The sequence below is a fragment of the Vibrio sp. 03-59-1 genome, from assembly GCF_013114135.1.
GTDB lineage: Bacteria > Pseudomonadota > Gammaproteobacteria > Enterobacterales > Vibrionaceae > Vibrio > Vibrio cortegadensis.
Map to the genome: position 1 here is coordinate 26,135 of NZ_VTYA01000005.1, position 23,768 is coordinate 49,902.

The window sequence follows — 23,768 nt, forward strand, 5'->3', positions numbered from 1 at the left end:
TTCCACCACTCAGCCTAGAAGCGCATGACGTGAGCGAGTGGCAGTTTTACTATCTCATACGACAGACAAACTTAACCTGAATTCGGAATACAAATAGAAGGGATAACAAATTATGATGTGGTTTCTAACTTGTGTGGCCGCACTAATCGGTGGCTATTTTATTTACGGTGCTTTCATTGAGAAAGTATTTGGTATTAATGAAAACCGCCCTACACCAGCAATAACAAAACAAGATGGTGTGGATTACGTACCAATGTCGACCAAGAAAGTCTATTTGGTTCAGCTACTCAACATTGCAGGCGTAGGTCCAATTTTCGGCCCTATCATGGGTGCGCTTTACGGCCCTGCGGCAATGCTATGGATTGTCATTGGTTGTATCTTTGCCGGTGCCGTTCATGACTACTTCTCCGGTATGCTCTCTATTCGAAATGGCGGCGCATCAGTACCTACAATCACAGGTCGATACCTAGGCAATGGCGCAAAACATTTCATGAACATTTTTGCCATTATTCTACTTCTACTTGTTGGTGTGGTTTTCGTTTCAGCGCCTGCTGGCATGATCACTACTTTAGTAAACGATCAAACTGATATCGCTATGTCGATGACAACGATGGTCATCATTATCTTCGCTTACTACATTCTCGCTACCGTGGTTCCGGTAGACAAAATTATTGGCCGTTTCTACCCATTCTTTGGTGCACTGCTGATTTTCATGTCTGTCGGTCTTATCACTGCCATTGGCTTATCAGGTGAACATACGATTTTAGGCGGCTATGAAGTGAGCGACATGTTCACTAATATGAACCCTAACGATCTGCCACTTTGGCCTGCTCTATTCATCACTATCGCTTGTGGTGCAATATCTGGCTTCCACGCTACCCAATCTCCATTGATGGCGCGTTGCATGGAAAACGAAAAGAATGGTCGCTTTGTCTTCTACGGAGCAATGATTGGTGAAGGCATTATCGCGCTGATCTGGTGTGCACTTGCCTTGTCTTTCTTCGGCTCAGTAGATTCTCTTGCAGAAGCGATTAAGAATGGCGGTCCGGGTAACGTCGTGTACAGCGCTTCATTTGGTCTGCTTGGTGTATTTGGTGGCGTGTTGGCTTTCCTTGGTGTGGTTATTTTGCCTATCACTTCTGGCGATACCGCTTTCCGTTCAAGCCGCTTGATTTTGGCTGAATACTTCAACATGGAACAGAAAACACTGCGTAACCGTCTATTTATGGCACTGCCTCTATTTGTTCTTGGTGGAATCTTAACTCAAGTTGATTTCGGTATCATCTGGCGCTACTTCGGTTTTGCTAACCAATCGACAGCAGTGATGATGCTATGGACGGCTTCAGCTTACCTACTACGCCACAATAAACTGCATTGGGTTGCGACGGTCCCAGCGATATTTATGACCACTGTTTGTGTGACCTTTATTCTAAGCAATAGCCAACTCGGTTTCGGCTTACCAATGACGGTTTCAACCATTGCAGGGATTGTGACGGCACTATCCGTTACTGCTTATGTGATGAAGCGTTCAAAAGGCAAAGGTGACGACTTTGCTGATGAAGATGAAACATCCGATAAAACTAAAGCTGTCACTGAAACAGCGTAAGCGTCAACGTTACCTTCACTTGCTAAATTAAGAAAAAACCCATCTCCGTGATGGGTTTTATTTTATCTCTTAAAAACAAAAGGAGATCGATTCAGTCAGTTTTAATCACGAAAGCTCAACACATCCTAGTAGTTTGCTTTAAAATACACCCTATATCTCCCCTAGGTGACAATTATGGAATTGGTTTTATCTCTGCTTCAGCAGATGTGTGTTTACCTTGTACTGGCCTACATGCTAAGTAAAACACCCATTTTTTTGCCTCTACTGAACATCTCATCTCGTTTCAGTCATAAGTTCAGTTGCTACGTTTTATTCTCCCTTTTTTGTATCATGGGCACCTATTTCGGTTTGCAGATCAACGATGCGATAGCCAATACCAGAGCCATTGGCGCGGTAATGGGCGGGCTATTTGGAGGCCCAATTGTCGGATTTGCTGTCGGTCTAACTGGCGGAATACACCGTTATACATTAGGTGGATTTACCGATGTAGCTTGTGCCATTTCAACGACAGCTGAAGGCTTAATTGGCGGACTACTGCATATTTACTTAGTACGTAAAGATAAGAGCGAGCAACTGTTTAATCCGGTGGTGGTATTTAGCATCACTCTGGTTGCGGAAATTGTTCAAATGCTGCTGCTTCTATTGGTCGCTAAACCTTTCGACCAAGCTTATGCTCTCGTCTCTGATATTGCAGCACCAATGATCATCGCAAACTCCGTTGGTGCAGCCCTTTTCATGAGTATCCTTCAGGACAGGAAAACCATTTTTGAAAAATATTCAGCCACTTTCTCACGTCGAGCACTCTCAATTGCAGATAGGTCAGTTGGCATTTTGCACACCGGGTTCAACTCCGAAAATGCAGAAAAAATTGCTCGTATCGTTTACGAAGAGACCAACGTCGGCGCTGTCGCCATCACAGATAAAGAGAAAATTCTCGCATTTGTCGGCATTGGCGATGACCACCATAAACCCAACACTGTCATATCTTCTCAATGCACCCTCTCCTCTATGGAGAAAAACGATATTATCTATTTAGATGGAACCGAAAACCCTTACCAGTGCTCAATTTCTTCTGAATGTAAACTTGGTTCAGCACTCATTATCCCTCTGAGAGCAGGAAGCGAGGTGGTTGGTACCATTAAGTTGTATGAACCTCGTAGGAAACTCTTCTCGACGATTAATATGTCGATGGCTGAAGGGATCGCTCAACTTCTTTCAAGCCAGATCCTTTATTGTGACTATCAACAGCAGCAGACCTTACTCACTCAAGCGGAGATCAAATTGCTGCACGCACAAGTTAACCCGCATTTTCTGTTTAATGCACTCAATACCATCAGTGCGATCACGCGCCGAGATCCAGACAAAGCACGAGAACTCATACAGCACCTTTCACACTTCTTCCGTAGTAACTTAAAGCAGAATATCGAGACGGTGACGCTGAAAGATGAGTTGGCACACGTCAATGCATACCTAACCATAGAAAAGGCGAGATTTACCGATAGGTTAGAGGTTGAATTTGATATCGAGCCTAGGTTACTGGAAGTCAAAATCCCTAGTTTTACTCTGCAACCTTTAGTCGAAAACGCGATTAAACACGGTATTTCAAATTTACTGGAAGGTGGCTGCGTCAAGATTTATAGCCAACAATGTAAGCAGGGCTATCAAATTGTGGTGGAGGATAATGCGGGAGCTTATGTTAAACCGGAGTCTGATCACTCGGGGTTAGGCTTAGATATTGTAAGCAAACGCCTCACCAATAAGTTGGGCCGTGACATAACACTAAAAATAGAAGTAAAACCACAGCACTACACTCGAATGAGCTTTATCATTCTTCCTTCAAATCAAGCTGACCATTAAGGCGATTGAATGTTAACTGCACTTGTCATAGATGATGAACTTTTTGCTCGGGAAGAGCTTGCAGAGTTACTGGCACAAACGGGCGAAATTGATGTCGTCGATCTTGCAAGCAACGCTATCGAAGGCCTACAGAAGATCAACAGTTTGAAACCTGATGTGGTTTTTCTCGATATTCAGATGCCTCAGATTTCAGGTATCGAACTGTTGAGCATGCTGGATCCGGACACCATGCCAACGGTAGTGTTTGTGACGGCTTTTGATCAATACGCAATACAAGCTTTTGAAGATAATGCTTTTGATTATCTTTTGAAACCTGTCGATCCTTGCCGCCTAAAGAAAACCGTTTCTCGTCTCGTTAAAGTTGCCCGTTTTAACGCTCAATCCGAGCCACAAAACATCGCTGCGATTGCCCCCACGCACTTAGACCAGATTCCTTGTGTTGGACATAATCGTATTATGATCATTGCTACAGAAAACGTTGAATGTGCCTATAGTGATATCAGTGGTGTACATGTTAGAACGCAAAACCAAACCGCATCGACTCAGTTAACGCTGAAAAATTTGGAAGAGAAAACTGACTTGATCCGGTGTCACCGCCAGTATTTGGTCAGCATAAAAGCGATTAAAGAGATCAAACTATTGGAAAATGGATTGGCCGAGATCCTCACACTGACGGATTATGAAATTCCAGTCAGTCGACGGTTTTTAAAAGCTCTGAAAGAGACCTTAGGGATCCAGTAGACGTTTTGATACGTTTAGATCAGATTCAGTCAATTTACACCCATAAAAAAAGCGACCTCAAATAGGGTCGCCTTTTACAATCATAATGAAATACAATTAATCAATCTGCTTGATTTGTAACTCTTTTGGCACTTCAAAGAACATATTCTCTTCACGACCAGAGACCTCTTCAATGCTCTGAGCGCCGAGTTCTTGAATGCGATCTAGGATCTGTTTCACCAACTCTTCAGGTGCCGATGCCCCCGCCGTCACACCAATTTTCAATTTAGCCTCAAACCATTCAGGGTTAATATCTTCAGGGCAATCAATTAAGTAGCCTGGAGTGCCTAGCTTTTCAGCTAACTCTTTCAAACGGGTAGAATTTGATGAATTTTTAGAGCCGACGACAACGACTACATCAACGTCTTCCGCTAGTTCACGAACCGCATCTTGACGGTTTTGAGTCGCGTAACAAATGTCATCTTTACGCGGCCCTTGGATCTCAGGGAACACTTCACGCAACTTCTCAATCACGTCAGACGTTTCATCTACAGATAGGGTCGTTTGGCTCACATAGTGCAAGTGACTCGGATCGTTGACGACGAGTTTCTCTACATCTTCTGGCTTCTCGACTAAATACATCCCACCCGTTTGGCTGGCGTACTGCCCCATTGTGCCTTCGACTTCTGGGTGTCCTGCGTGGCCAATGAGCACCACTTCCATATTCTTACGGCTTGCACGAGCCACTTCCATATGAACTTTGGTCACCAGAGGACAAGTCGCATCAAAGACCGTAAGCTCTCGCTCTTTGGCTTCTTGTCGAACGGCTTGTGATACACCATGAGCTGAAAAAATCACAATATTATCGTCTGGCACTTCATTCAGTTCTTCGACAAAAATAGCACCACGCTGCTTTAACCCCTCAACCACAAAACGGTTATGCACCACTTCATGGCGAACATAAATCGGCGGCTGATACAGTTCAAGTGCGCGCTCAACGATACTAATGGCACGATCCACTCCGGCACAAAAACCTCGTGGATTGGCTAACATGATTTTCATTTCATTGCTCATGGGTATTATCTTATTTGGTCGGCTATTTTACGTTAAACGATGAGTTACTCAACAGACAAAATTTCAACTTCAAAAGTGACATCTTGCCCTGCCAGTGGATGGTTAAAATCCACCGTCACTGAATCGCCCGCAATATCGGCGATGATACCAGGAATTTCCATACCATCCGGCCCACTAAACGCCATGATAGTGCCGACTTCAACCTCTGCATCACCAACAAATTTAGCTCTGTCCATATGATGGATATTGTCTGGGTTTGGCATTCCAAAAGCATCTTCAGCTTTAAGCTCTATCGCTTGTTTTTCACCCACTTGAAGCCCGATTAAACACTGCTCAAAACTGTCACTTAAGCTACCGTCTCCGATAACAAGTTTCGCTGGCTTATCCATGCTATGTGTACTATCAGCAACAGAACCATCACTCAGTTTAATCGTAAAATGCAGGGTTACTGCGCTCTCTTTTTGTATTGTTGTCACGTTGGTTCTTCCTTGGGTCAATTTAATGTTCGTTATTGTTTTTATACGTTTAACTTAAATAACAAAAAGCGCCGACCGAATCAACGGACAGCGCTTAAGGTTATTCTAATTTTGAGCGAGGCGGTTACTTTGCATCGTCTTTTTTACGAAAACCATCAAGGATGATCATCGCAGCGCCAACACAAATCGTAGAGTCCGCTAAATTAAAGGCCGGCCAATGGTACGTTCCCCAAAAGAAATCAAGATAATCGACAACAAAACCATGAACAACTCGATCAAATACATTGCCGACTGCACCACCAATAATCATGGCGTAAGCAATATTGTTCCATTTATCTTTTGCAGGTAACTTACTCATCCAATAGGTGAGCATTGCCGTTACAGCAAAAGCGATACCAGTAAACAACCAACGTTGCCAACCCGCTTGATCACTCAAAAAGCTAAACGCAGCACCGTAGTTATGAACATACAAAAAATTAAAGAAGGGCAATACTTCAATGCGATTCGCCCAGCCATAACCAATGTTATCCATCACGAATAACTTGATGCTAATGTCGGCAATAAAGATCAGTACAGCAAGCCATAACCAACGAACACCAGACTGTTTCAATGTTACTTCTGTCATTCCAAATCCTAAAAACAACCCCAGTAAATACTGGGGCTGCTAAATAGATTAAAAGTTCAATGCAATCGTAAATAATTGAATTGGTTAAGCGTATTTACGCTCTTCACCTTCACCAGATACGTTTGTTGCACAGCGACCACATACTTTCTCGTGACCTTCGATTGTGCCGACATCTGATGTATGGTGCCAACAACGATCACACTTCTCAGCTTCTGTTGCCGCGACTTCTACGAATAGACCTTCAACATCAGTAGCGTGTGCACTGTCTGTTTTTTCGCTTAGCGCTTTCACTTGTGCTTTAGACGTTAGCAATACAAAACGCAGTTCGTCTTCTAGCTTGTTAATGGTTGCCGCTAGAGCATCATCAGCGTAAAGCGTCACTTCAGCTTGAAGTGAACCACCAATGGTTTTCTCTTTACGAGCATCTTCTAGAAGTTTGTTTACTGCGCCACGAACGCCTTGGATTTCAGTCCAAAATTCGTTGTTCAGTGCTTCTTCTTCAGATAGAGCAACCAAACCGTCAAACCATTCGCCAGTGAATACAAACTTATCACGTGTGCCTGGCATTTCGTTCCAGATTTCATCAGCAGTGAATGACATGATTGGAGCCATCCAACGAACCAATGCTTCTACGATGTAGTAAAGTGCTGATTGACAGCTGCGTTGAGCGTGTCCGCCCAATTTCGCAGTGTACTGACGGTCTTTGATTACGTCTAAGTAGAAAGAGCCCATTTCGATAGAGCAGAACTGCATAAGACGTTGTGTTACGCCGTGTGTGTTGTACTCACCGTATGCTGCAACAATCTCTTCTTGTGCTGCGAATGCACGACCCACAGCCCAACGATCCAGAGCAACCATCTCTTCAACAGGTACTAAATCAGTTTCAGGGTTGAAGCCATTTAAGTTCGCTAGGAAGAAACGTGCTGTGTTACGAATTCGACGGTAAGCATCAGCTGAACGCTTAAGGATTTCATCAGAAACCGCAACTTCGCCAGTGTAGTCTGTCGAAGCAACCCATAGACGCAGAATATCCGCACCTAGTTTGTTGGTTACATCTTTAGGCGCGACAACGTTACCGATAGATTTAGACATCTTACGGCCGTTACCATCTACCACGAAACCATGCGTAAGCACTTGCTTGTAAGGCGCTACGTCTTTCATCGCGATAGATGAAATCAGTGAAGACTGGAACCAGCCACGGTGTTGGTCTGAACCTTCAAGGTAAAGATCAGCGCTGTGAGTTCTCTCTTCATTAGGGAAGTTGTACTCTTCACGAGAATCCACAACAGAGAAGTGCGTCACACCCGAGTCGAACCATACGTCTAGCGTATCCATGACTTTTTCGTACTTATCAGCGTCTTCTGCGCCCATAAGTTCAGCTGTGTCAACATCCCACCAAGCTTGAATGCCTTTCTCTTCAACAAGCTTCGCTACTTTTTCAATAAGCGCTGGGCTATCTGGGTGAAGTTCTGACGTCTCTTTGTGAACGAACAGAGCAATTGGTACACCCCAAGTACGTTGACGAGAGATACACCACTCAGGGCGACCTTCAACCATACCTTCGATGCGGCTTTGACCCCATTCAGGCAACCACTCAACACTCTTAATTGACTCTAGTGCTTTTGCACGTAGGCCAGCTTGATCCATTGAGATGAACCATTGTGGTGTTGCACGGAAAATGATTGGCGTTTTGTGTCTCCAGCAATGTGGGTAGCTGTGCTCATAAGCGTGGTGGTGCAGTAATGCGCCTTTCTCTTTCAATACTTCTAGTACTGAATCGTTCGCTTTAAACACGTGCTGACCAGCAAATAGCTCTGTATCTGGTAGATAAACACCATTTGAGCCAACTGGGTTTGCGATTTCTAGGTCGTATTTTTTACCAACCACGAAATCTTCTTGACCATGGCCTGGAGCGGTATGAACCACACCAGTACCAGAATCAGTTGTTACGTGATCACCCAGAACAGCAGGAACCGTGAAATCGTAGAATGGGTGGTTGAATTGAGTAAGCTCAAGATCCGCACCGCTTGCAAAACCAAGGTTATGGAAGTGTGCAATACCAGCACGATCCATCACATCTTTTGCTAATTCAGAAGCCACAATAATACGTTGAGCTGCTTGTTCTTCTGTTGCTTCGACTTGAACCATTACGTATTCAAGATCTTCACGCAGACAAACTGCACGGTTAGCCGGTAGCGTCCAAGGCGTTGTTGTCCAGATAACAATAGAAAGCTCACCTTCACCAGCGTGATCGCCAGCCAGAGAGAATTTACCTACTGTTGCAGCTTCGTCTGCCGCAAGGAATTTAACGTCAATTGATGGCGATACTTTATCTTTATATTCAACTTCAGCTTCGGCTAACGCACTGCCACAATCTGTACACCAGTGAACAGGTTTGAAACCTTTCAGTAAGTGACCTTGATCAGCGATTTTACCAAGAGAACGGATGATGTTCGCTTCAGTACCAAAGTCCATAGTGCGGTATGGTTTATCCCACTCGCCCATGATACCTAAACGTTTAAAGCTCTCTTTCTGACCTTCAACTTGAACAGCAGCGTACTTACGGCACTCTTCACGGAATTCAGAGGCTGTGATCTTCTGACCAGGCTTGCCTTTCTTCTTCTCTACCATCAATTCGATTGGTAGACCGTGACAGTCCCAACCAGGGATGTACGGTGCATCAAAACCAGAAAGCGTTTTCGATTTAATAATAATGTCTTTAAGAATCTTGTTCAGCGCGTGACCAATATGAATATCACCGTTAGCGTATGGAGGGCCATCGTGTAATACGAAAGATTTTTTACCTTTCTTTGCTTTACGGATTTCACCGTAAAGATCTTCTTTATACCAACGCTTAAGCATTTCTGGTTCGCGATTGGCTAAGTTGCCACGCATTGGGAACCCTGTTTCAGGTAGGTTCAGGGTATCTTTATAATCACTCATCGATTCTTAATTCCGTTATATTGGGCGAAGTTTAGACATTATGCTAATCGGTGGAATTGTCCGATTAACGTTTAGGCTGAAGCAACCACACCCTTGCGGCTTCAGCATCCAATTCTATTTGTTGCTTAAGAGCATCAAATGATTCAAATTTCTTTTCGTCGCGTAATTTATGCAAAAGCGTTACTTCTAACTGCTTACCGTATAAATCCGCGCTAAAATTAAATAAATGTACTTCTAGTTGCTGACGAACGCCATCAACTGTTGGCCTTTGACCTATATTTGCTACCCCACCGACAGGCTGTTCTCCAAGACCTAATGCTTGAACAACATACACCCCTGACACTGGAGATACACAGCGTTTTAATGGGATATTCGCGGTTGGAAAGCCAATGGTTCGGCCTAATTTTCGACCATGAGAAACACGACCATTAATACTGTATTCTCGGCCAAGCATCTCAGCCGATGCTTTCATGTCATCTGCGGCTAATGCTTCTCGAATGGCGGTGCTACTGACTCTTTTCTGTAAGCCATTATTTTTAAAACAATAACTTTGAGTACTCACGACCTGAAAACCAAACTCCTCTCCTGCTTTTTTGAGCATAGAAAAGTTGCCTTCTCGGCCTTTACCAAAACAAAAATCATCACCAACGACTAGAAATCTAACACCCAAACGAGTGACCAACAAGTCACGAATAAAGGCTTCTGCCGATAAATTAGCAAAGTACGCATTAAAATTCACACAAAGTAAACGATCTATATCCAGCTTGCTGAGCTGTACATATTTATCACGCAATCGAGTTAGTCTCGCCGGAGCTTTGTCTTTAGCAAACAATTCCATTGGCTGAGGTTCAAACGTCATGACTACCGAAGGTAAACCTAAAACATCTGCTTGTTCAGACACTTGGCTTAAAACTTCTTGATGTCCCAAATGAACACCATCAAAGTTACCGATAGTGAGTACACAGCCATGATGCTGCGACTTTATATTATGAATGCCTCGGATCAATTCCATTTGAATTAACTAAAAACCTATATTTATCATTAAACACTGTATGAAACCGACGGATTATATACTAATTGTTACGTTTCCACTATTGCTCAGTCAGCATCCAAAAGCGCTTAATCAGTTCCCACTTTTAAGTCTTTCAAGCGCAAACCAAGAAGTAACACGGTTAATAGATAAGAACCCGCTCCCGCTGCGATCAAATAAACAAGGGTGAGCACTCTCTGGCTAAAGTTCCACGTCAACCAAAGGGACATATCATCAAGCAGCCAAATCACCGTAGCGACCATAACACCACCAGCAACCATTAACCGCGCGACAAACAGTAATGTTCTCTTTGTGAGGCGATACACGCCCTGAATATGCAGACCTCGATACAAGAGCGCCATATTGACAAAAGCAGAGAGCGCCGTCGCCATGGCAAGTCCAACATATCCATAGAGTGATGCAAATATGGCGTTAAATACCATATTGGTCACCATCGCAATAATGCCATATTTAACGGGTGTTTTCGTATCCTGACGTGAGTAATAACCGGGAGCAAGCACCTTAATCAGCATGAAATTAAGTAGGCCGGATGCGTAAGCAAGGAGAGAAAGAGAAGCTTGTTGGACATCATGAGGAGAAAACTCTCCACGCATAAACAGAACCATCAACATGGGTTTTGCCAATACCATCAGCCCTAGCATTGCTGGTACCCCAAGAAGAGTCACCATTCGAACCCCCCAATCCATCGTGTGGGAGAAGCCTTCACTTTGAGCATCAACATGTTTACGCGATAACGCAGGCAGTATGACGGTCGCAATCGCGATACCGAATAGCCCTAAAGGAAATTCGAGTAAACGGTCTGAGTAATAAAGCCAACTGATTGATCCCGTTGCGAGAAAACTGGCAATGAAAGTATCAAACAACAAATTGATCTGGCTTACCGACACACCAAATAGCGCTGGGATCATTAATGTGCGAATTTTTACCACACCCGGATCATGCCAACCCCATTGAGGTTTAACCAGCATGCCCGCCTTGATAAGAAATGGCAGTTGAAAAAGAAACTGTACTAACCCACCTAAAAAAACCCCAATTGCTAATCCAATTTCTGGCTGTTCTAAGTTAGGCGCAAGAAAAAGCGCGCAGCCAATGATCATCACATTCAGAAAAACAGGCGTAAATGATGAGACGGCAAACTTACCAAGTGTATTTAAGATCGCTCCAGATAACGCGACAAAAGTGATAAACCATAAGTAGGGGAACGTTATCTTTAACATAAAGCTTGCTAACTCAAACTTACCGGCATCCGGTCCATCGTTTAGCCAGTCAATAAACCAACCCGCTCCAAACATAGCCGTTACGACCCCAGAGCCTAAAACGCCGATTAACGTTACGATAGTGACAATGACACCTAATGTACCCGACGCCCTCGCGATAAGTTCTCTAGTCTTATCTTTATCTCCAGAGGCGTGATATTCCGTTAGAACAGGAACAAAAGCTTGAGAAAACGCACCTTCCGCGAATAAGCGACGTAAAAAGTTAGGAATTTTATTAGCAAAGAAAAATACATCGGCACTTGCCCCTGCTCCCATTAAATTGGCTACTACCACGTCGCGAACTAAGCCTAGAACACGAGAAATAAAAGTCATCGCACTTACAATCAAGCCTGACTTTAATAGTCGTTTACTCACAAAAACCTCGGAATGCTATCAATGCTATGTCATTGAGTTTGCGTCATGTTGATGACTATCGTCGTTCAACTATCATATTTATTAGCATTGGTATAAAAATGCTGTTAGAATCCCCGCCATCTTAACCGCGATAACCTTTCCATACCAAAGTTTGTTTGGTTCAGGTGGGTTTTTGCACAAATCATTTGACATTTAAGCGCCTATGAGGGATAGTCCTCGCCCTTAAATTGTCACCGAACTAAAGTTTTTGGGAGTTAGACCCTTGGCAAACTGTAAATCTGCTAAGAAGCGCGCTATCCAAGCTGAGAAACGTCGCCAGCACAATGCTAGCCGTCGTTCTATGATGCGCACTTACATGAAAAAAACAATCGCAGCTATTGAAGCTGGCGATAAAGAAGCTGCAACTGCTGCACTAGTAGAAGTTACACCGCTTCTAGACCGTATGGCGACTAAAGGCCTTATTCATAAGAATAAAGCTGCACGTCATAAGTCTCGTTTCACTGCTGCAATCAAAGCTCTTTAATAGAAATTTGATTCTAGTGAACGAAAAAAACCGGCTTTTGCCGGTTTTTTTATATCTAAATTTTATAGCCGTAAACAAAACCTCACCTTCAGACTGCATCATTAAATATTTAAACGATAAAAAAGGCTGATATTTTCATACCAACCTTCTCTCATTGATCACGCTCTATGGCGACTATCTAAAATTAGTCCTGACAGTAAAGTCCATGAAGCAATTCAATCATCGCCTTCACTTCTTTACTACTTAAGCTGTAGTAAACCGTCTGCGCTTCTTTACGAGTATCAACCAAGCCATCTCTACGCAACCACGCTAGGTGTTGTGATAATGCAGATTGACTCAATTCTAAATTACAGCACAACTCACCGACAGAGAGTTCTTGATTGTGCAATAAACATAAGATTTGCAAGCGTCTTTCATTCGCCATGGCCTTCAGCAAAACAACCGCGTTCGCAGAGTTTTTTTCCATCTCTTCAAGGTTCATGTACTACCCCTGTAAAATAAAATAAGTGTAACTTTATATGTTTTTATAATAATTCGATGATAATCCATTTACTGGCGATAATAAAAGCGATCATTTAAACAATTGACTAAAATCGGCGTCACATACATTTTTTACGGCTGGATGTTGGATCATCCTTTCAGCAAAAATGACATAATATTCTTCTTTTAGCTCATCCATATGCCCTAATAACTGCAATGTACGCTCATCTTCTATCTCGTTCATATACAAGCTTGGTGCTAAGAAAATCACATCTTGGTGGTAGCGTGAGAAAGCTTTCATTAAAGCAACATCATCAAATTCACCTAAAATATTAGGCTGAAGCCCTTGGCGATCAAACCACTGTAGAACTTTCCGCCCCATTGATGTTCGGCTCCCAGGGATGAGCAATTTTCGTTCTTCCAAAACAGCTGGAAAACTCACATTTTCCACATTACCCGTACAGAAGAAGCTCATATTAGTTTCACCAAGCTTCTTACTAAATAAACCCGGGATCTTGCCTGAATCCACCGGACAGTCAGATAAAATCATATCCAGTTTATGCTGAGATAAACGTTCTAGTAACATTTCATGAGTCGACTCAAAGCAACGTAGGTGAATGCTGTCATCATCAGGAACCGTAGTCATTAAGATTTTACTTACCACTCGCTTGGAGAGCGCATCCGCCACCCCTACCTCAAATAATATGTTGGAGTGCTGACTGTAGTTAACAATATCAAGCATTTCATAGCTCAAGCCGAACATACGATCAGCGTATTTAAAAACCAGTTGCCCAAGCTCTGTCGGTTCGATACTACGACCATTACGCTTAGTCAGTTTCCCATCCATACGCTCTTCGAGAGCTTTAATTTGACCGGTCACTGTTTGTGGCGTCAAAAACAGCGCATCCGCCGCTTTCGTTACTGAGCCTTGTTTACACACCATCCAGAAATAATATAGGTGGTTATAGTTTAAATGAGACATTGTTAGCCATCGTGCTAGTCATTTGAGTATGCCTTTATAGCAAATGTTACATCACACAACAAACTATCGGAAATTACGACCAGTTCAAACTAATTCCATACTTTTCCCGAACAATGATGTTCATATTTAAAATAAAAAAGTAATAGGAATGCCATTAAATTGAAATTAATTACTCGATAGACATCTAGACACCTCAAACAATTTACGCTTTAAAAACCTTTAATATCAGCACCTTAAAACCACGAATCACAGGCAAAATGAATATTTCCTGAGAATTCATACAAAAAACTTTCTTCGCCACATAAGTGTCATATTACTGAAATATTTAACCTCTAACATCGCGGACAGATTCAACAATCGACCAAACCTACTTTAAATGGTCAAACGGAGATAACTATGATTAACCAAGCAACTGCTGCTGCAGCGCCGATTTCAAGCACGACTCGTTGGCTACGCTGGGCTAACTTGGCGTTCATGCTATACCTACTTTTACTTGCTGTTTCTATGGTTGGAAGCGGCTTCAAATTAGCAACAGGTGAACAGGCAAAAGTTCTATTTGAATTTGCTTCACACCCTGTAGCCGGTTTAATGATTGGCTTAGTTGCGACAGCTTTAATTCAATCTTCAAGTACCGTCACATCGATTATTGTTGGCCTTGTGGCTGGTGGCTTGCCTGTTGAAACCGCCATTCCTATGATCATGGGTGCAAACATTGGTACAACAGTCACCAATACATTAGTGAGCCTAGGCCACGTTCGATGTAATCAAGAGTTCAAACGAGCTTTTGCTAGTGCCACTATCCATGACTTCTTTAATTTACTCGCAGTCGCTATTTTCTTACCGTTAGAGATGGCGTTTGGCATTCTAGAAAAGATTTCACACTGGTTAGTTTCGCCAATGCTAGCAACCGGTGATATGAGCATTAAAGGCTTAAACTTTATAAAGCCAATCACTAAACCTGTTGTCAGCGCGCTTAAAGAGCCTCTATCAACCTTTGGGGATGTCGCTGGTGGTATTGCGCTTATTGTTCTCGGTATTGCGACCATCTTCGTTGCTATCACCGTCATGGGTAAGTTGATGAAGAGCCTAATGGTTGGTCGTGCTCGTGAGATTCTAAAGAACGCGATTGGTCGTGGACCGATTCACGGAATAGTATCAGGATCTATCGTTACGGTACTCGTACAATCGTCTTCAACAACGACAAGCTTAATGGTGCCACTGGTTGGTACTGGCGTGCTTAAAGTTCGCGATGTGTACCCATTTACCCTTGGAGCAAACATTGGTACGTGTATTACAGCCCTATTAGCTGCAACGGCTGTATCTGGTGAGTTTGCCGTGTTCGCACTACAAATTGCTTTGGTTCACTTAGCCTTTAACATTCTGGCGACGGTATTTATCTTCGGTATTCCGTTCCTTCGTGAACTGCCTGTTAAGTGTGCTGACTTTATTTCAGACATGGCGGTTAAGAATAGAGGCATTGTGGCCGCTTACTTAGTCAGCGTGTTTATCATCATGCCAGGTACAATCCTCGCATTAACGGTTTAATTTCTCAGCCTAGTAAGCGATGAGCTTAGTTAACTATGAGCTTAATTCTCTATGAATAATAAAAAAGCCCCAACACCGAAAGGTATTGGGGCTTTTTAGTATTAGATTCGTTTACGGCAATATGAGTTTACAGTGACATCACACCGAGAATGGGTACTTGATACCTTCATGAGACTCATAACCTTCAACCTCAAAGTCATCTAAAGTCACCCATGTTTCTAGATCTTCTAACGATTGGATCTTCGGGTTAATTTTAAATCGAGGAACCGATAAAGGTTCACGCTTCAGCTGAATATCACGCATTGGTGCAAGTTGATCTTCATAAATATGTGCATTTACAATCTTATGATATGCCACACCCGCTTTCTTACCGGTTATCTGCGCCATGATGGCAAGAAATGCATAAACTTGAACCATATTAAAATTAAGCCCTAGAGGGACATCACACGAGCGTTGAGTACTATTTAAGTACAGAGTATCACCCAGTAGTGAAAAGTGATGACTGTACATACACGGACGCAAGCAACCCATATGAAATTCACCAGGGTTGTAGAAGTTCAAGATCTCACCGCGATCATCCACCCCTTTGGTTAGGTCATCAACAATCTTACGTAACTGATCAACCGTGCCACCATCAGGTTTCGCCCAAGCACGACCTTGAACGCCATACACGCGCCCCATGTCATCTTCCCCTTTACGGAAAGGACTCTTGAGCCATACTTCATTTAAGTTCGAGTTTGCATCCCACGTTTTCGTGCCCAGCTTACGAAAATCTTCAGCGTTATCGTAACCTCGAATGTAACCAAGTAACTCAGCGACTGCGGCTTTCCAGAAGCTCTTACGCGTGGTAACAAGTGGGAATTGATTCTGTCCAACATCATAGGTCAAATCAGCATTAATCACGGTTAAACAGCGTTTACCCGTTCGCTCATTTTCAATCCAAGTACCTTGGTCAACAATGCGCTGACATAAATCTAAATACTGTTTCACTGTCTATCCTTTGCTAACTGTTAGCGTGTTACTTTGTTATTCATTTTATAGGCCCAAGCAATAAGCAGAGCCCCTAGCAATACCATTGGAAGAGAAAGAATCTGTCCCATTGAGATAAAGCCACCAAACAATCCTAAATGAGCATCAGGTTGGCGAACGTATTCTACAAGGAAACGGAAGGTGCCGTAACCCATCAAGAATAAACCAGCCACCGATCCAGCAGGACGCGGTTTACGAATAAACCAATTAAGAATAAAGAAGAGAACAACCCCTTCTAGCGCAAACTCATACAGTTGAGAAGGATGACGAGGCAGAGGGCCGCCATTTGGGAAAATAATCGCCCATGGCACATCAGTCACACGCCCCCATAATTCACTGTTCATGAAATTACCCAAACGGCCCATCCCTAAACCAAACGGAACTAATGGAGCGACAAAATCTGCAACCGCAAAGAAGGTACGCTGGTTTCTACGCGCATACCAAAACATCGCGGTAATGACACCAAGCAGGCCGCCATGGAATGACATGCCACCCGTCCATACTTTAAATAGGTAGAGAGGGTCTTGCAAAAATAGATCAAAGTTATAGAACAGTACATAGCCTACTCGACCGCCAATCACGACACCAAGAAAGCCAGCAAAAAGTAGGTCAGAGACTTCTTCGCGCGTCCAACCACTTCCCTGTTTATCCGCTCGGCGGTTAGCAAGCCACATAGCGAACATGAAGCCGACCAAATACATAAGCCCATACCAGCGTATAGAGATTGGTCCTAATTCAAGTAAAACAGGATCAATATTGGGGAATTCGATAAATCCCTGAGACATAAGAAAGTTCTCTTTTTAAAGTGAGTCTACAGCAGCATTGTGCCAGCGATAAAAATTAAAAATACAGCAAAAATCTTTTTCAACACAGGAGTTGGCAGTCGAGTGGCTAAATTTGCACCGACTCTAGTGGTTAACATAGAGGTAGAAGTGATCGCGATTAATGCGGGAAGATACACATAACCCACGCTATACGCGGGTAAACTTTCAACTGCTGAACCATGCAAGATAAAACCAAGCATGCCAGAAATGGCAATCACACAACCACACACAGATGAGGAGCCTACCGCTTTACGCATCTCAACGCCATGACGATTTAGAAACGGAACAGACAGCGAGCCACCACCAATTCCCGCCAACGATGACACGACACCAATGCCTGCTCCACAGCACATAGTGGTGATTGAACTCGGCATGGCTCGTTGAATCGTCGTTTTAATCGACAATAACATTTGGATTGATAACAGAAGCACAATCACCCCAAAGACTTTTGGCAAATATTGGGCGGGGATCAATTCGGCAATATTCGAACCGACAAACCCACCGACAATCACGCCAGGCATCAACCATTTAACAACAAACATATCGACATTGCCGAGCCTAAGGTGGTTTAACGCTGAAGATCCAGATGTAACAATGATACTGGCCAACGACGTTGCTAATGCAATTTGCATAATGATATCAGGCTGAATATTCGCCATAGGTAAGAGAAAGAGCAGCGCGGGAACGACGATTAGGCCTCCCCCAATACCAAGCAAGCCAGCCATCACACCTACCACTGCACCTAGCGCAAGCAGCAAGCTTAATAATTCGTAATTCAAAGTGGTTCCTATTTTTTACCCGCTCGGATGAAGCCAGCAAAACCTTTACGTTCAAAATATTCCAGCATCATAGTATAAATCGATTCACCATACGGCTGCATCAAGGCTGTGTCAGCAAGTACCTTAAGTTCTTGAGCATCAGAATGACGCAACAAATATTTAATTCGAGCCACATTAGAGGTATTCATACTCAAGGTTCGATAACCAAGCCCAAGCAGTAGCAATGAGCCCATAGGATCACCCGCTAACTCACCACAAATACATACAGGCAACGAATGACGCTCACATGTATCATAAATATGCTTAAGTGCCATGATGACAGCAGGATGCATGGATTCATAGACATCAGAAACCCGTGAATTGTTTCGATCAACCGCCAATAAATATTGTGTTAAGTCATTGGTACCCACCGACACAAAATCCACTTTATCAGCAATCAAAGGCAACAAATAAAGCATTGAAGGGACTTCAATCATGATCCCAATCAGGGGTTTTCGGATAGAAGCATCTTGCAGGTTGACCTCATTAAATGCTTGTTCAATCAACTGTAATGCATCATCCAGCTCTTGAGTACTCGAAATCATCGGCAATAAAATGCTCAGGTTATGATGCTGAGTGCTCGCGCGTAACATCGCTCGCAGTTGAATAACAAAAATATCGGGGTGATCTAAGGTAAAACGAATTCCACGCCAGCCTAAGAATGGGTTGTCCTCTTCGATCGGTAAATAAGGAAGGGCTTTATCACCGCCAACATCCAGTGTACGCATCACAACTCGCTTGTCAGGGTAGGCATTTAAAACCGAGCGATACTGCTGAATTTGTTCTTCTTCTGAGGGGAATCGGTGCTGAAGTAAAAATGAAATTTCCGTTCGATAAAGCCCAACACCATCGACCCCTTTATTGATCGCGATGTTACTATCAGCACTTAAACCCGCATTGAGAAGTATCTCTACCGATTCACCATCTGAGGTGTGAGCATCGTGAAAAAGCTCCGCCTCAACCATGGTTGAAAGCTCACTCTCTTCGTGAACTAACTCTTGGTATTCTGCTAATAGCTGCCTATTCGGCTCAATGAAAATCTCGCCACTATAGCCATCAACAATCCCCTGCTTATGATTAATCGCTTTAGGATTAAGATTAACCCCCATAACGGCAGGGATCCCAAGCGCTCTAGATAATATGGCCGCATGAGAATTCGCCGCCCCTTCAATAGAAACAACCGCGAGTAATTTATCTTTGGGGATGGACGCTAAAATGGATGCCGTTAACTCTCGGACAACCAATATGACTGGCTCATCAAGCTTCTGCTGTTCTTGCTCTCGACTGTGGAGGAAATAGAGTAGTCGCTGCCCTAGTTCGCGAACATCTTGTGCACGCTCCCGAAGATAGACATCAGACATACGAGCAAAGCGGTTAGAATAAGTCTCCACAACCTGCCTCAATGCCCAATCCGCTCTGTCACCTTTCTGGATTTGAGCTTTAAGATCTGTCCGCAGCATAGGATCGTTCAGTAAGTGCGTGAAAAGATCAAAAATGGCTAGCGCATCTTTGTTTATTTCACTGTCTAACTTTTTACGCAGGCGACGAAAATCCGTTAATGCACTCTCAATCGCGAGTAGCAACCACTCTTGTTCGCGTGCAATATCCAGTGTCGAGGCAGGGTAAACGTCGGCCAGCTCAGGCTGAGTGTTATCCCACCAAAAACGGCCAATCGCGACACCTGATGACGCGCCAATACCTTGGGTCGCTTGCTGTTTATGACTCAGTAACCAGTGACCTTGAGTTTGAGCATGTGCAATGATCACCGCAACTTGAGCAGAAAGAGTGACTAAAAAAGACTCTTCCATCTCACTAAAAAGACGCGGCTGTTTTTGTTGTACAACCAAAACCCCAAGTACTTGCTTACGGTATATGATGGGTGTACCAAGAAAGGAGTGATAAATATCTTCCCCAAGCTCAGGGAAAAATTTGAAATTAGGATGGGAAGCAACATCAGTAAGGTTAAGAGGTTCAGCACAACGCTTAACTAAGCCAACCAAACCTTCATCGTAACCGATATGAATTTTATTGCCTTTAAAAGTCAGCCCTTGAGTTGCCATCAACTCAAGACGCTGCATTTCATCATTTGCAAGATAAACGGTACAACACTCAGACTGCATAGCACTGCATGTCTCCTTTACCAAAAGCTCCAATGCCACATAGACATCTTCGACTCTCGATACGTGTTCAACTATGTCCCTTAGCTGAGTGAGCATGTTTATCCTCTACGCTGTTTTCGCTTTGCCTTAATCTTTCGCTCTTTAAAAGGCATAGCTAAAGACACAAACTCTTTCATCGCACGACGGTAAACATCACGCTTAAAAGAGACAACTTGCCTAACTGGGTACCAATAACTGACCCAGCGCCAACCATCAAATTCAGGGGTGCTTCCACGATTCATATCAATATGTGATTCATCACAATCTAATCGTAGAAGAAACCATTTCTGTTTTTGTCCAATACAGACAGGTTTAGAATCCCAGCGGACAAGACGTTTTGGCAGTTTATAACGTAACCAATGACGGCTTGTTGCTACAATTTTTACATCCTTTTGAGTAAGACCAACCTCTTCGTATAACTCACGGTACATTGCTTGTTCCGGAGTTTCTCCATCGTCAATTCCACCTTGAGGGAATTGCCACGAGTGTTGTCCGTATCGTTTAGCCCAGAAGACCTGACCATGGTTGTTACATATTACAATCCCGACATTTAAGCGGTAACCATCGCCATCTATCACTGGCCAACCTCTAGTTAAATTTCTAATTACTCTGATTTTTCCACATATCCCCAATAGGAGCAAACTTACTGATGTGATTAAACCGATATTTATTGCGATCCATTGAAAATTGGATAACTTTTAAACAAATTTAAGTTATCAACACAGGAGTGAGACATAGCCCACATTTATTCACCTTTTCTGTGAATAAGTATGTGCAGAATTAGATTCAAACTGAAAAACACGTTTACTGTTTGAGCATTGTAAAATAATAGGTTTTAAGTAAATTTAAATTTAGTCATTAATTAACAATAACTTGTAGTCTTACAAGTAAGGTAACATTCAAAAGATAATGCATTGATCTTTTCATTTTTAAAATTGATTAAAGATCAACCAAGTTGAACTTTATCCACACAGTAAAAGCGACAAACCAGTTACGGTGTTTTTTATCAAGTAAAATTATGCCTTACAACCCCTGTTTATTGATCCAGAAAAAAGCCCAAAATAACTTTTTAATATCGTCCTGTGGATAACCTATGAATTGATCGTATTTTACCCAGCATGATCATTTATACCGCGCTCAGATTGCTTCTCTCTCAGGTAATGAATTTGATATAATTATTTTTTTACTTGATACCGATAATATGAAACCTGAACCACAATCTGAATCTGAGCTTCTTCAACGAGCGCAAGCCATTGCTGGGATTAGCTTTCAAGAACTTGCTGATGAAGCAGAGATGACCGTTCCACCCGATCTGAAGCGTGACAAAGGTTGGGTTGGGCAGTTGCTAGAGTGGCATTTAGGAGCGTTAGCGGGCAGTAAACCCCAGCAAGATTTCGTTGATCTTGGAATTGAACTAAAAAGCATCCCAATAAGCTACTCCGGAAAACCTTTAGAAACGACCTTTGTTTGCGTCGCGCCCCTTATTGGTGTTCATGGGCTTCGTTGGGAAAACAGTCATGTTCGAAATAAGCTTTCTCGCGTGCTTTGGATCCCGGTGGAAGGTGAACGAGAAATCCCACTAAACCAAAGGCATGTCGGCTCACCTTTGATCTGGTCACCTTCTCAAGAAGAAGAGCGCCAACTAAAAACAGACTGGGAAGAGTTAATGGAGCTGATTGTATTAGGAAATGTAGAGCAAATCACCGCTAGGCATGGCGAAGTATTGCAACTGAGGCCCAAAGCTGCAAACAGCAAAGCGCTCACCGAAGCTTATGGAGCCAGTGGTAAATTGATAAAGACATTACCGAGAGGATTTTATCTTCGTAAAGAGTTTACTTCCCAAATACTGGAACAATACTTTATTAATTAGATCCATTAGTGCGTATTTAAAGACAGTTCTATATCGCAGTAGAGTGCGCCATCATCGCAGCCACATTCATCATAAGCATTATGTAAGCGTAAGTAGGCTTTTTCTACCCCCAAACGAGTCAACTCCTCTTTTACTAATTCAAGAGATTTAAAGTGCATTAGCTCATTATCTTTCTTGATTGGCTCAAGTTTGTGTTTGTACTCTACTGCCAATAAGTACTGTGAAATGTCCGCACAACCAATGACATAAACCTTTGGTGGCTTATATGTATCTTTATGACGTCCATGTATCCATAAATCCAATTGATGTTCCTGCATAGCTCACCTCCACTTAGATATTAAAGTCTAGTTGAAGCTCACAAGAATGCTAAAGTTCTCAGTTCAATCACCAATATTCAATTCCAATGCAGTATATTGAGATTTCATCATTCTCATTAAAACGAATATTTTAGTGTCTGCACTCGCTCCATTTCAGCACCAATGTTCGACAAACCAACTGGCAAGGACGTCATATGCAATATACTCAACTGCCCCACTCTAGTTTAGAAATTAGTAAAATTTGCTTGGGCACAATGACATTTGGTGAGCAAAATTCTCAACAGCAAGCATTCAACCAAATTGATTATGCATTAGAGCGTGGTGTTAATTTTATTGATACTGCGGAAATGTACCCTGTTCCTCCAAAGAAAGAGACTCAAGGCTTTACTGAAACTTACATTGGCAACTGGTTGAAAAGCAGTGGTAAACGAGAAAAAATCGTATTAGCAACGAAAGTAGCAGGACCGCGTAATGTGCCCTACATTCGCGACAATATGAGCTTAAACCGTCGTCATATTCACACGGCAATTGATGACAGTTTGAAACGACTTCAAACCGATTATGTTGACCTCTACCAATTACATTGGCCTCAAAGAGAAACCAACTGCTTCGGTCAGCTAAATTACCAATATTCTGACCAGCAAGAAGAAGTCACGCTGATCGAAACACTCGAAGCACTCAACGACCTTGTACAAGCCGGCAAGGTTCGGTACATCGGCGTTTCCAATGAAACACCATGGGGTGTCATGTCTTTACTTAAATTGGCAGAAAAGCATAATCTACCAAGAATTGTCTCAATTCAGAATCCGTACAACCTTTTAAATCGAAGCTTTGAAGTTGGCCTTTCTGAAATCAGTCATCACGAAGAGGTCAAGCTACTTGCCTACTCTCCACTGGCATTCGGCTGTTTAAGTGGAAAATATCTGAACGGCGCTCGTCCAGTTGATGCTCGTTGTAGCCTATTTGAACGCTTTGTTCGCTACTTTACCCCACAGGGAATAAAGGCGACTCAAGCCTATGTTGATATCGCCAATAAGCATGGATTAGATCCGGCGCAAATGGCATTGGCCTTTGTCAATCAACGCCCTTTTGTCGCTTCGAATATCATTGGTGCGACGAATTTAGAGCAGCTAAAAAGTAATATAGACAGTTTAGATATAACGTTAAGTACGGAGTTGCTTCAAGAGCTACAAGAGGTTGGAACCACTTACTCCAACCCTTGTCCGTAGGAAGGTTTC

21 protein-coding genes are annotated in these 23,768 nt (G+C 42.9%); 7 read left to right on the forward strand and 14 right to left on the reverse strand.

Annotation, left to right across the window (positions count from 1 at the left end; translation table 11 throughout):
• The first annotated feature begins 112 nt into the window (after nucleotides 1-112).
• From F0249_RS06485 to btsR, 3 genes are all read left to right on the forward strand, one after another.
• Nucleotides 113-1,606 (forward strand): carbon starvation protein A, encoded by a 1,494-nt coding sequence (locus F0249_RS06485; RefSeq protein WP_171756184.1) that lies wholly within the window; start codon nucleotides 113-115, stop codon nucleotides 1,604-1,606.
• A gap of 174 nt (nucleotides 1,607-1,780) precedes the next feature.
• Nucleotides 1,781-3,463, forward strand: coding sequence for a sensor histidine kinase (locus F0249_RS06490; protein WP_113799350.1), 1,683 nt, complete (start codon nucleotides 1,781-1,783; stop codon nucleotides 3,461-3,463).
• A 9-nt stretch (nucleotides 3,464-3,472) separates the two neighbouring features.
• Nucleotides 3,473-4,204 (forward strand): two-component system response regulator BtsR, encoded by a 732-nt coding sequence (gene btsR, locus F0249_RS06495; protein WP_113799352.1) that lies wholly within the window; start codon nucleotides 3,473-3,475, stop codon nucleotides 4,202-4,204.
• A gap of 96 nt (nucleotides 4,205-4,300) precedes the next feature.
• Here the strand turns inward: btsR and ispH are convergent, their stop codons facing one another.
• From ispH to murJ, 6 genes are all read right to left on the reverse strand, one after another.
• Nucleotides 4,301-5,257, reverse strand: a complete 957-nt coding sequence (ispH, locus tag F0249_RS06500) for a 4-hydroxy-3-methylbut-2-enyl diphosphate reductase (RefSeq protein ID WP_017053667.1) — start codon at nucleotides 5,255-5,257, stop codon at nucleotides 4,301-4,303.
• A 44-nt stretch (nucleotides 5,258-5,301) separates the two neighbouring features.
• Nucleotides 5,302-5,733 (reverse strand): FKBP-type peptidyl-prolyl cis-trans isomerase, encoded by a 432-nt coding sequence (gene fkpB, locus F0249_RS06505; protein WP_017053668.1) that lies wholly within the window; start codon nucleotides 5,731-5,733, stop codon nucleotides 5,302-5,304.
• 124 nt (nucleotides 5,734-5,857) lie between these two features.
• Nucleotides 5,858-6,358, reverse strand: coding sequence for a signal peptidase II (gene lspA, locus F0249_RS06510; protein ID WP_017053669.1), 501 nt, complete (start codon nucleotides 6,356-6,358; stop codon nucleotides 5,858-5,860).
• Between the two features lie 84 nt (nucleotides 6,359-6,442).
• Nucleotides 6,443-9,301: an isoleucine--tRNA ligase gene (gene ileS / locus F0249_RS06515; protein ID WP_171756185.1), complete on the reverse strand. Its 2,859-nt coding sequence runs from the start codon at nucleotides 9,299-9,301 to the stop codon at nucleotides 6,443-6,445.
• A 64-nt stretch (nucleotides 9,302-9,365) separates the two neighbouring features.
• On the reverse strand, nucleotides 9,366-10,313 hold the full coding sequence (gene ribF, locus F0249_RS06520) for a bifunctional riboflavin kinase/FAD synthetase (protein ID WP_136994121.1): 948 nt from the start codon (nucleotides 10,311-10,313) through the stop codon (nucleotides 9,366-9,368).
• 107 nt (nucleotides 10,314-10,420) lie between these two features.
• A complete protein-coding gene (gene murJ / locus F0249_RS06525; RefSeq protein ID WP_113799360.1) occupies nucleotides 10,421-11,983 on the reverse strand; it encodes a murein biosynthesis integral membrane protein MurJ in 1,563 nt (520 codons plus the stop codon).
• A 262-nt stretch (nucleotides 11,984-12,245) separates the two neighbouring features.
• Here murJ and rpsT point away from each other — a divergent pair, with 262 nt between their 5' ends.
• Nucleotides 12,246-12,506: a 30S ribosomal protein S20 gene (gene rpsT, locus F0249_RS06530; RefSeq protein ID WP_017053673.1), complete on the forward strand. Its 261-nt coding sequence runs from the start codon at nucleotides 12,246-12,248 to the stop codon at nucleotides 12,504-12,506.
• 184 nt (nucleotides 12,507-12,690) lie between these two features.
• Here the strand turns inward: rpsT and F0249_RS06535 are convergent, their stop codons facing one another.
• Together F0249_RS06535 and nhaR are read right to left on the reverse strand one after the other, a co-directional pair.
• Nucleotides 12,691-12,987 (reverse strand): metalloregulator ArsR/SmtB family transcription factor, encoded by a 297-nt coding sequence (locus tag F0249_RS06535; protein ID WP_017053674.1) that lies wholly within the window; start codon nucleotides 12,985-12,987, stop codon nucleotides 12,691-12,693.
• Between the two features lie 90 nt (nucleotides 12,988-13,077).
• Nucleotides 13,078-13,968 carry a transcriptional activator NhaR gene (gene nhaR / locus F0249_RS06540; RefSeq protein ID WP_113799362.1) on the reverse strand — a complete coding sequence of 297 codons (891 nt, stop codon included), beginning with the start codon at nucleotides 13,966-13,968 and terminating at the stop codon, nucleotides 13,078-13,080.
• 396 nt (nucleotides 13,969-14,364) lie between these two features.
• Between nhaR and F0249_RS06545 the strand changes: the two genes are divergently transcribed.
• Nucleotides 14,365-15,513 carry a Na/Pi symporter gene (locus F0249_RS06545; RefSeq protein ID WP_216599552.1) on the forward strand — a complete coding sequence of 383 codons (1,149 nt, stop codon included), beginning with the start codon at nucleotides 14,365-14,367 and terminating at the stop codon, nucleotides 15,511-15,513.
• A 138-nt stretch (nucleotides 15,514-15,651) separates the two neighbouring features.
• Here the strand turns inward: F0249_RS06545 and F0249_RS06550 are convergent, their stop codons facing one another.
• Genes F0249_RS06550 through rppH form a run of 5 tightly spaced genes read right to left on the reverse strand, consistent with a single transcriptional unit; the run spans nucleotide 15,652 to nucleotide 20,921 of the window.
• Nucleotides 15,652-16,503 (reverse strand): thymidylate synthase, encoded by an 852-nt coding sequence (locus F0249_RS06550; RefSeq protein WP_017053677.1) that lies wholly within the window; start codon nucleotides 16,501-16,503, stop codon nucleotides 15,652-15,654.
• Between the two features lie 20 nt (nucleotides 16,504-16,523).
• Nucleotides 16,524-17,327, reverse strand: coding sequence for a prolipoprotein diacylglyceryl transferase (lgt, locus tag F0249_RS06555; protein WP_017053678.1), 804 nt, complete (start codon nucleotides 17,325-17,327; stop codon nucleotides 16,524-16,526).
• Between the two features lie 26 nt (nucleotides 17,328-17,353).
• Entirely contained in the window at nucleotides 17,354-18,145 is a 792-nt protein-coding gene (locus F0249_RS06560) for a sulfite exporter TauE/SafE family protein (protein WP_113799364.1), read from the reverse strand.
• An 8-nt stretch (nucleotides 18,146-18,153) separates the two neighbouring features.
• Nucleotides 18,154-20,400 carry a phosphoenolpyruvate--protein phosphotransferase gene (gene ptsP, locus F0249_RS06565; protein ID WP_113799366.1) on the reverse strand — a complete coding sequence of 749 codons (2,247 nt, stop codon included), beginning with the start codon at nucleotides 20,398-20,400 and terminating at the stop codon, nucleotides 18,154-18,156.
• Between the two features lie 2 nt (nucleotides 20,401-20,402).
• Nucleotides 20,403-20,921 (reverse strand): RNA pyrophosphohydrolase, encoded by a 519-nt coding sequence (rppH, locus tag F0249_RS06570; protein ID WP_171756186.1) that lies wholly within the window; start codon nucleotides 20,919-20,921, stop codon nucleotides 20,403-20,405.
• A 623-nt stretch (nucleotides 20,922-21,544) separates the two neighbouring features.
• Between rppH and mutH the strand changes: the two genes are divergently transcribed.
• Nucleotides 21,545-22,213 (forward strand): DNA mismatch repair endonuclease MutH, encoded by a 669-nt coding sequence (gene mutH, locus F0249_RS06575; RefSeq protein WP_029203483.1) that lies wholly within the window; start codon nucleotides 21,545-21,547, stop codon nucleotides 22,211-22,213.
• Nucleotides 22,214-22,218: 5 nt separating this feature from the next.
• Here the strand turns inward: mutH and F0249_RS06580 are convergent, their stop codons facing one another.
• Nucleotides 22,219-22,530, reverse strand: a complete 312-nt coding sequence (locus F0249_RS06580) for a DUF6482 family protein (protein WP_017053683.1) — start codon at nucleotides 22,528-22,530, stop codon at nucleotides 22,219-22,221.
• A 194-nt stretch (nucleotides 22,531-22,724) separates the two neighbouring features.
• On the opposite strand from F0249_RS06580, the gene F0249_RS06585 reads away from it, so the two are divergent.
• Nucleotides 22,725-23,759, forward strand: a complete 1,035-nt coding sequence (locus tag F0249_RS06585; protein ID WP_171756187.1) for an NADP(H)-dependent aldo-keto reductase — start codon at nucleotides 22,725-22,727, stop codon at nucleotides 23,757-23,759.
• Nucleotides 23,760-23,768 lie beyond the last annotated feature (9 nt).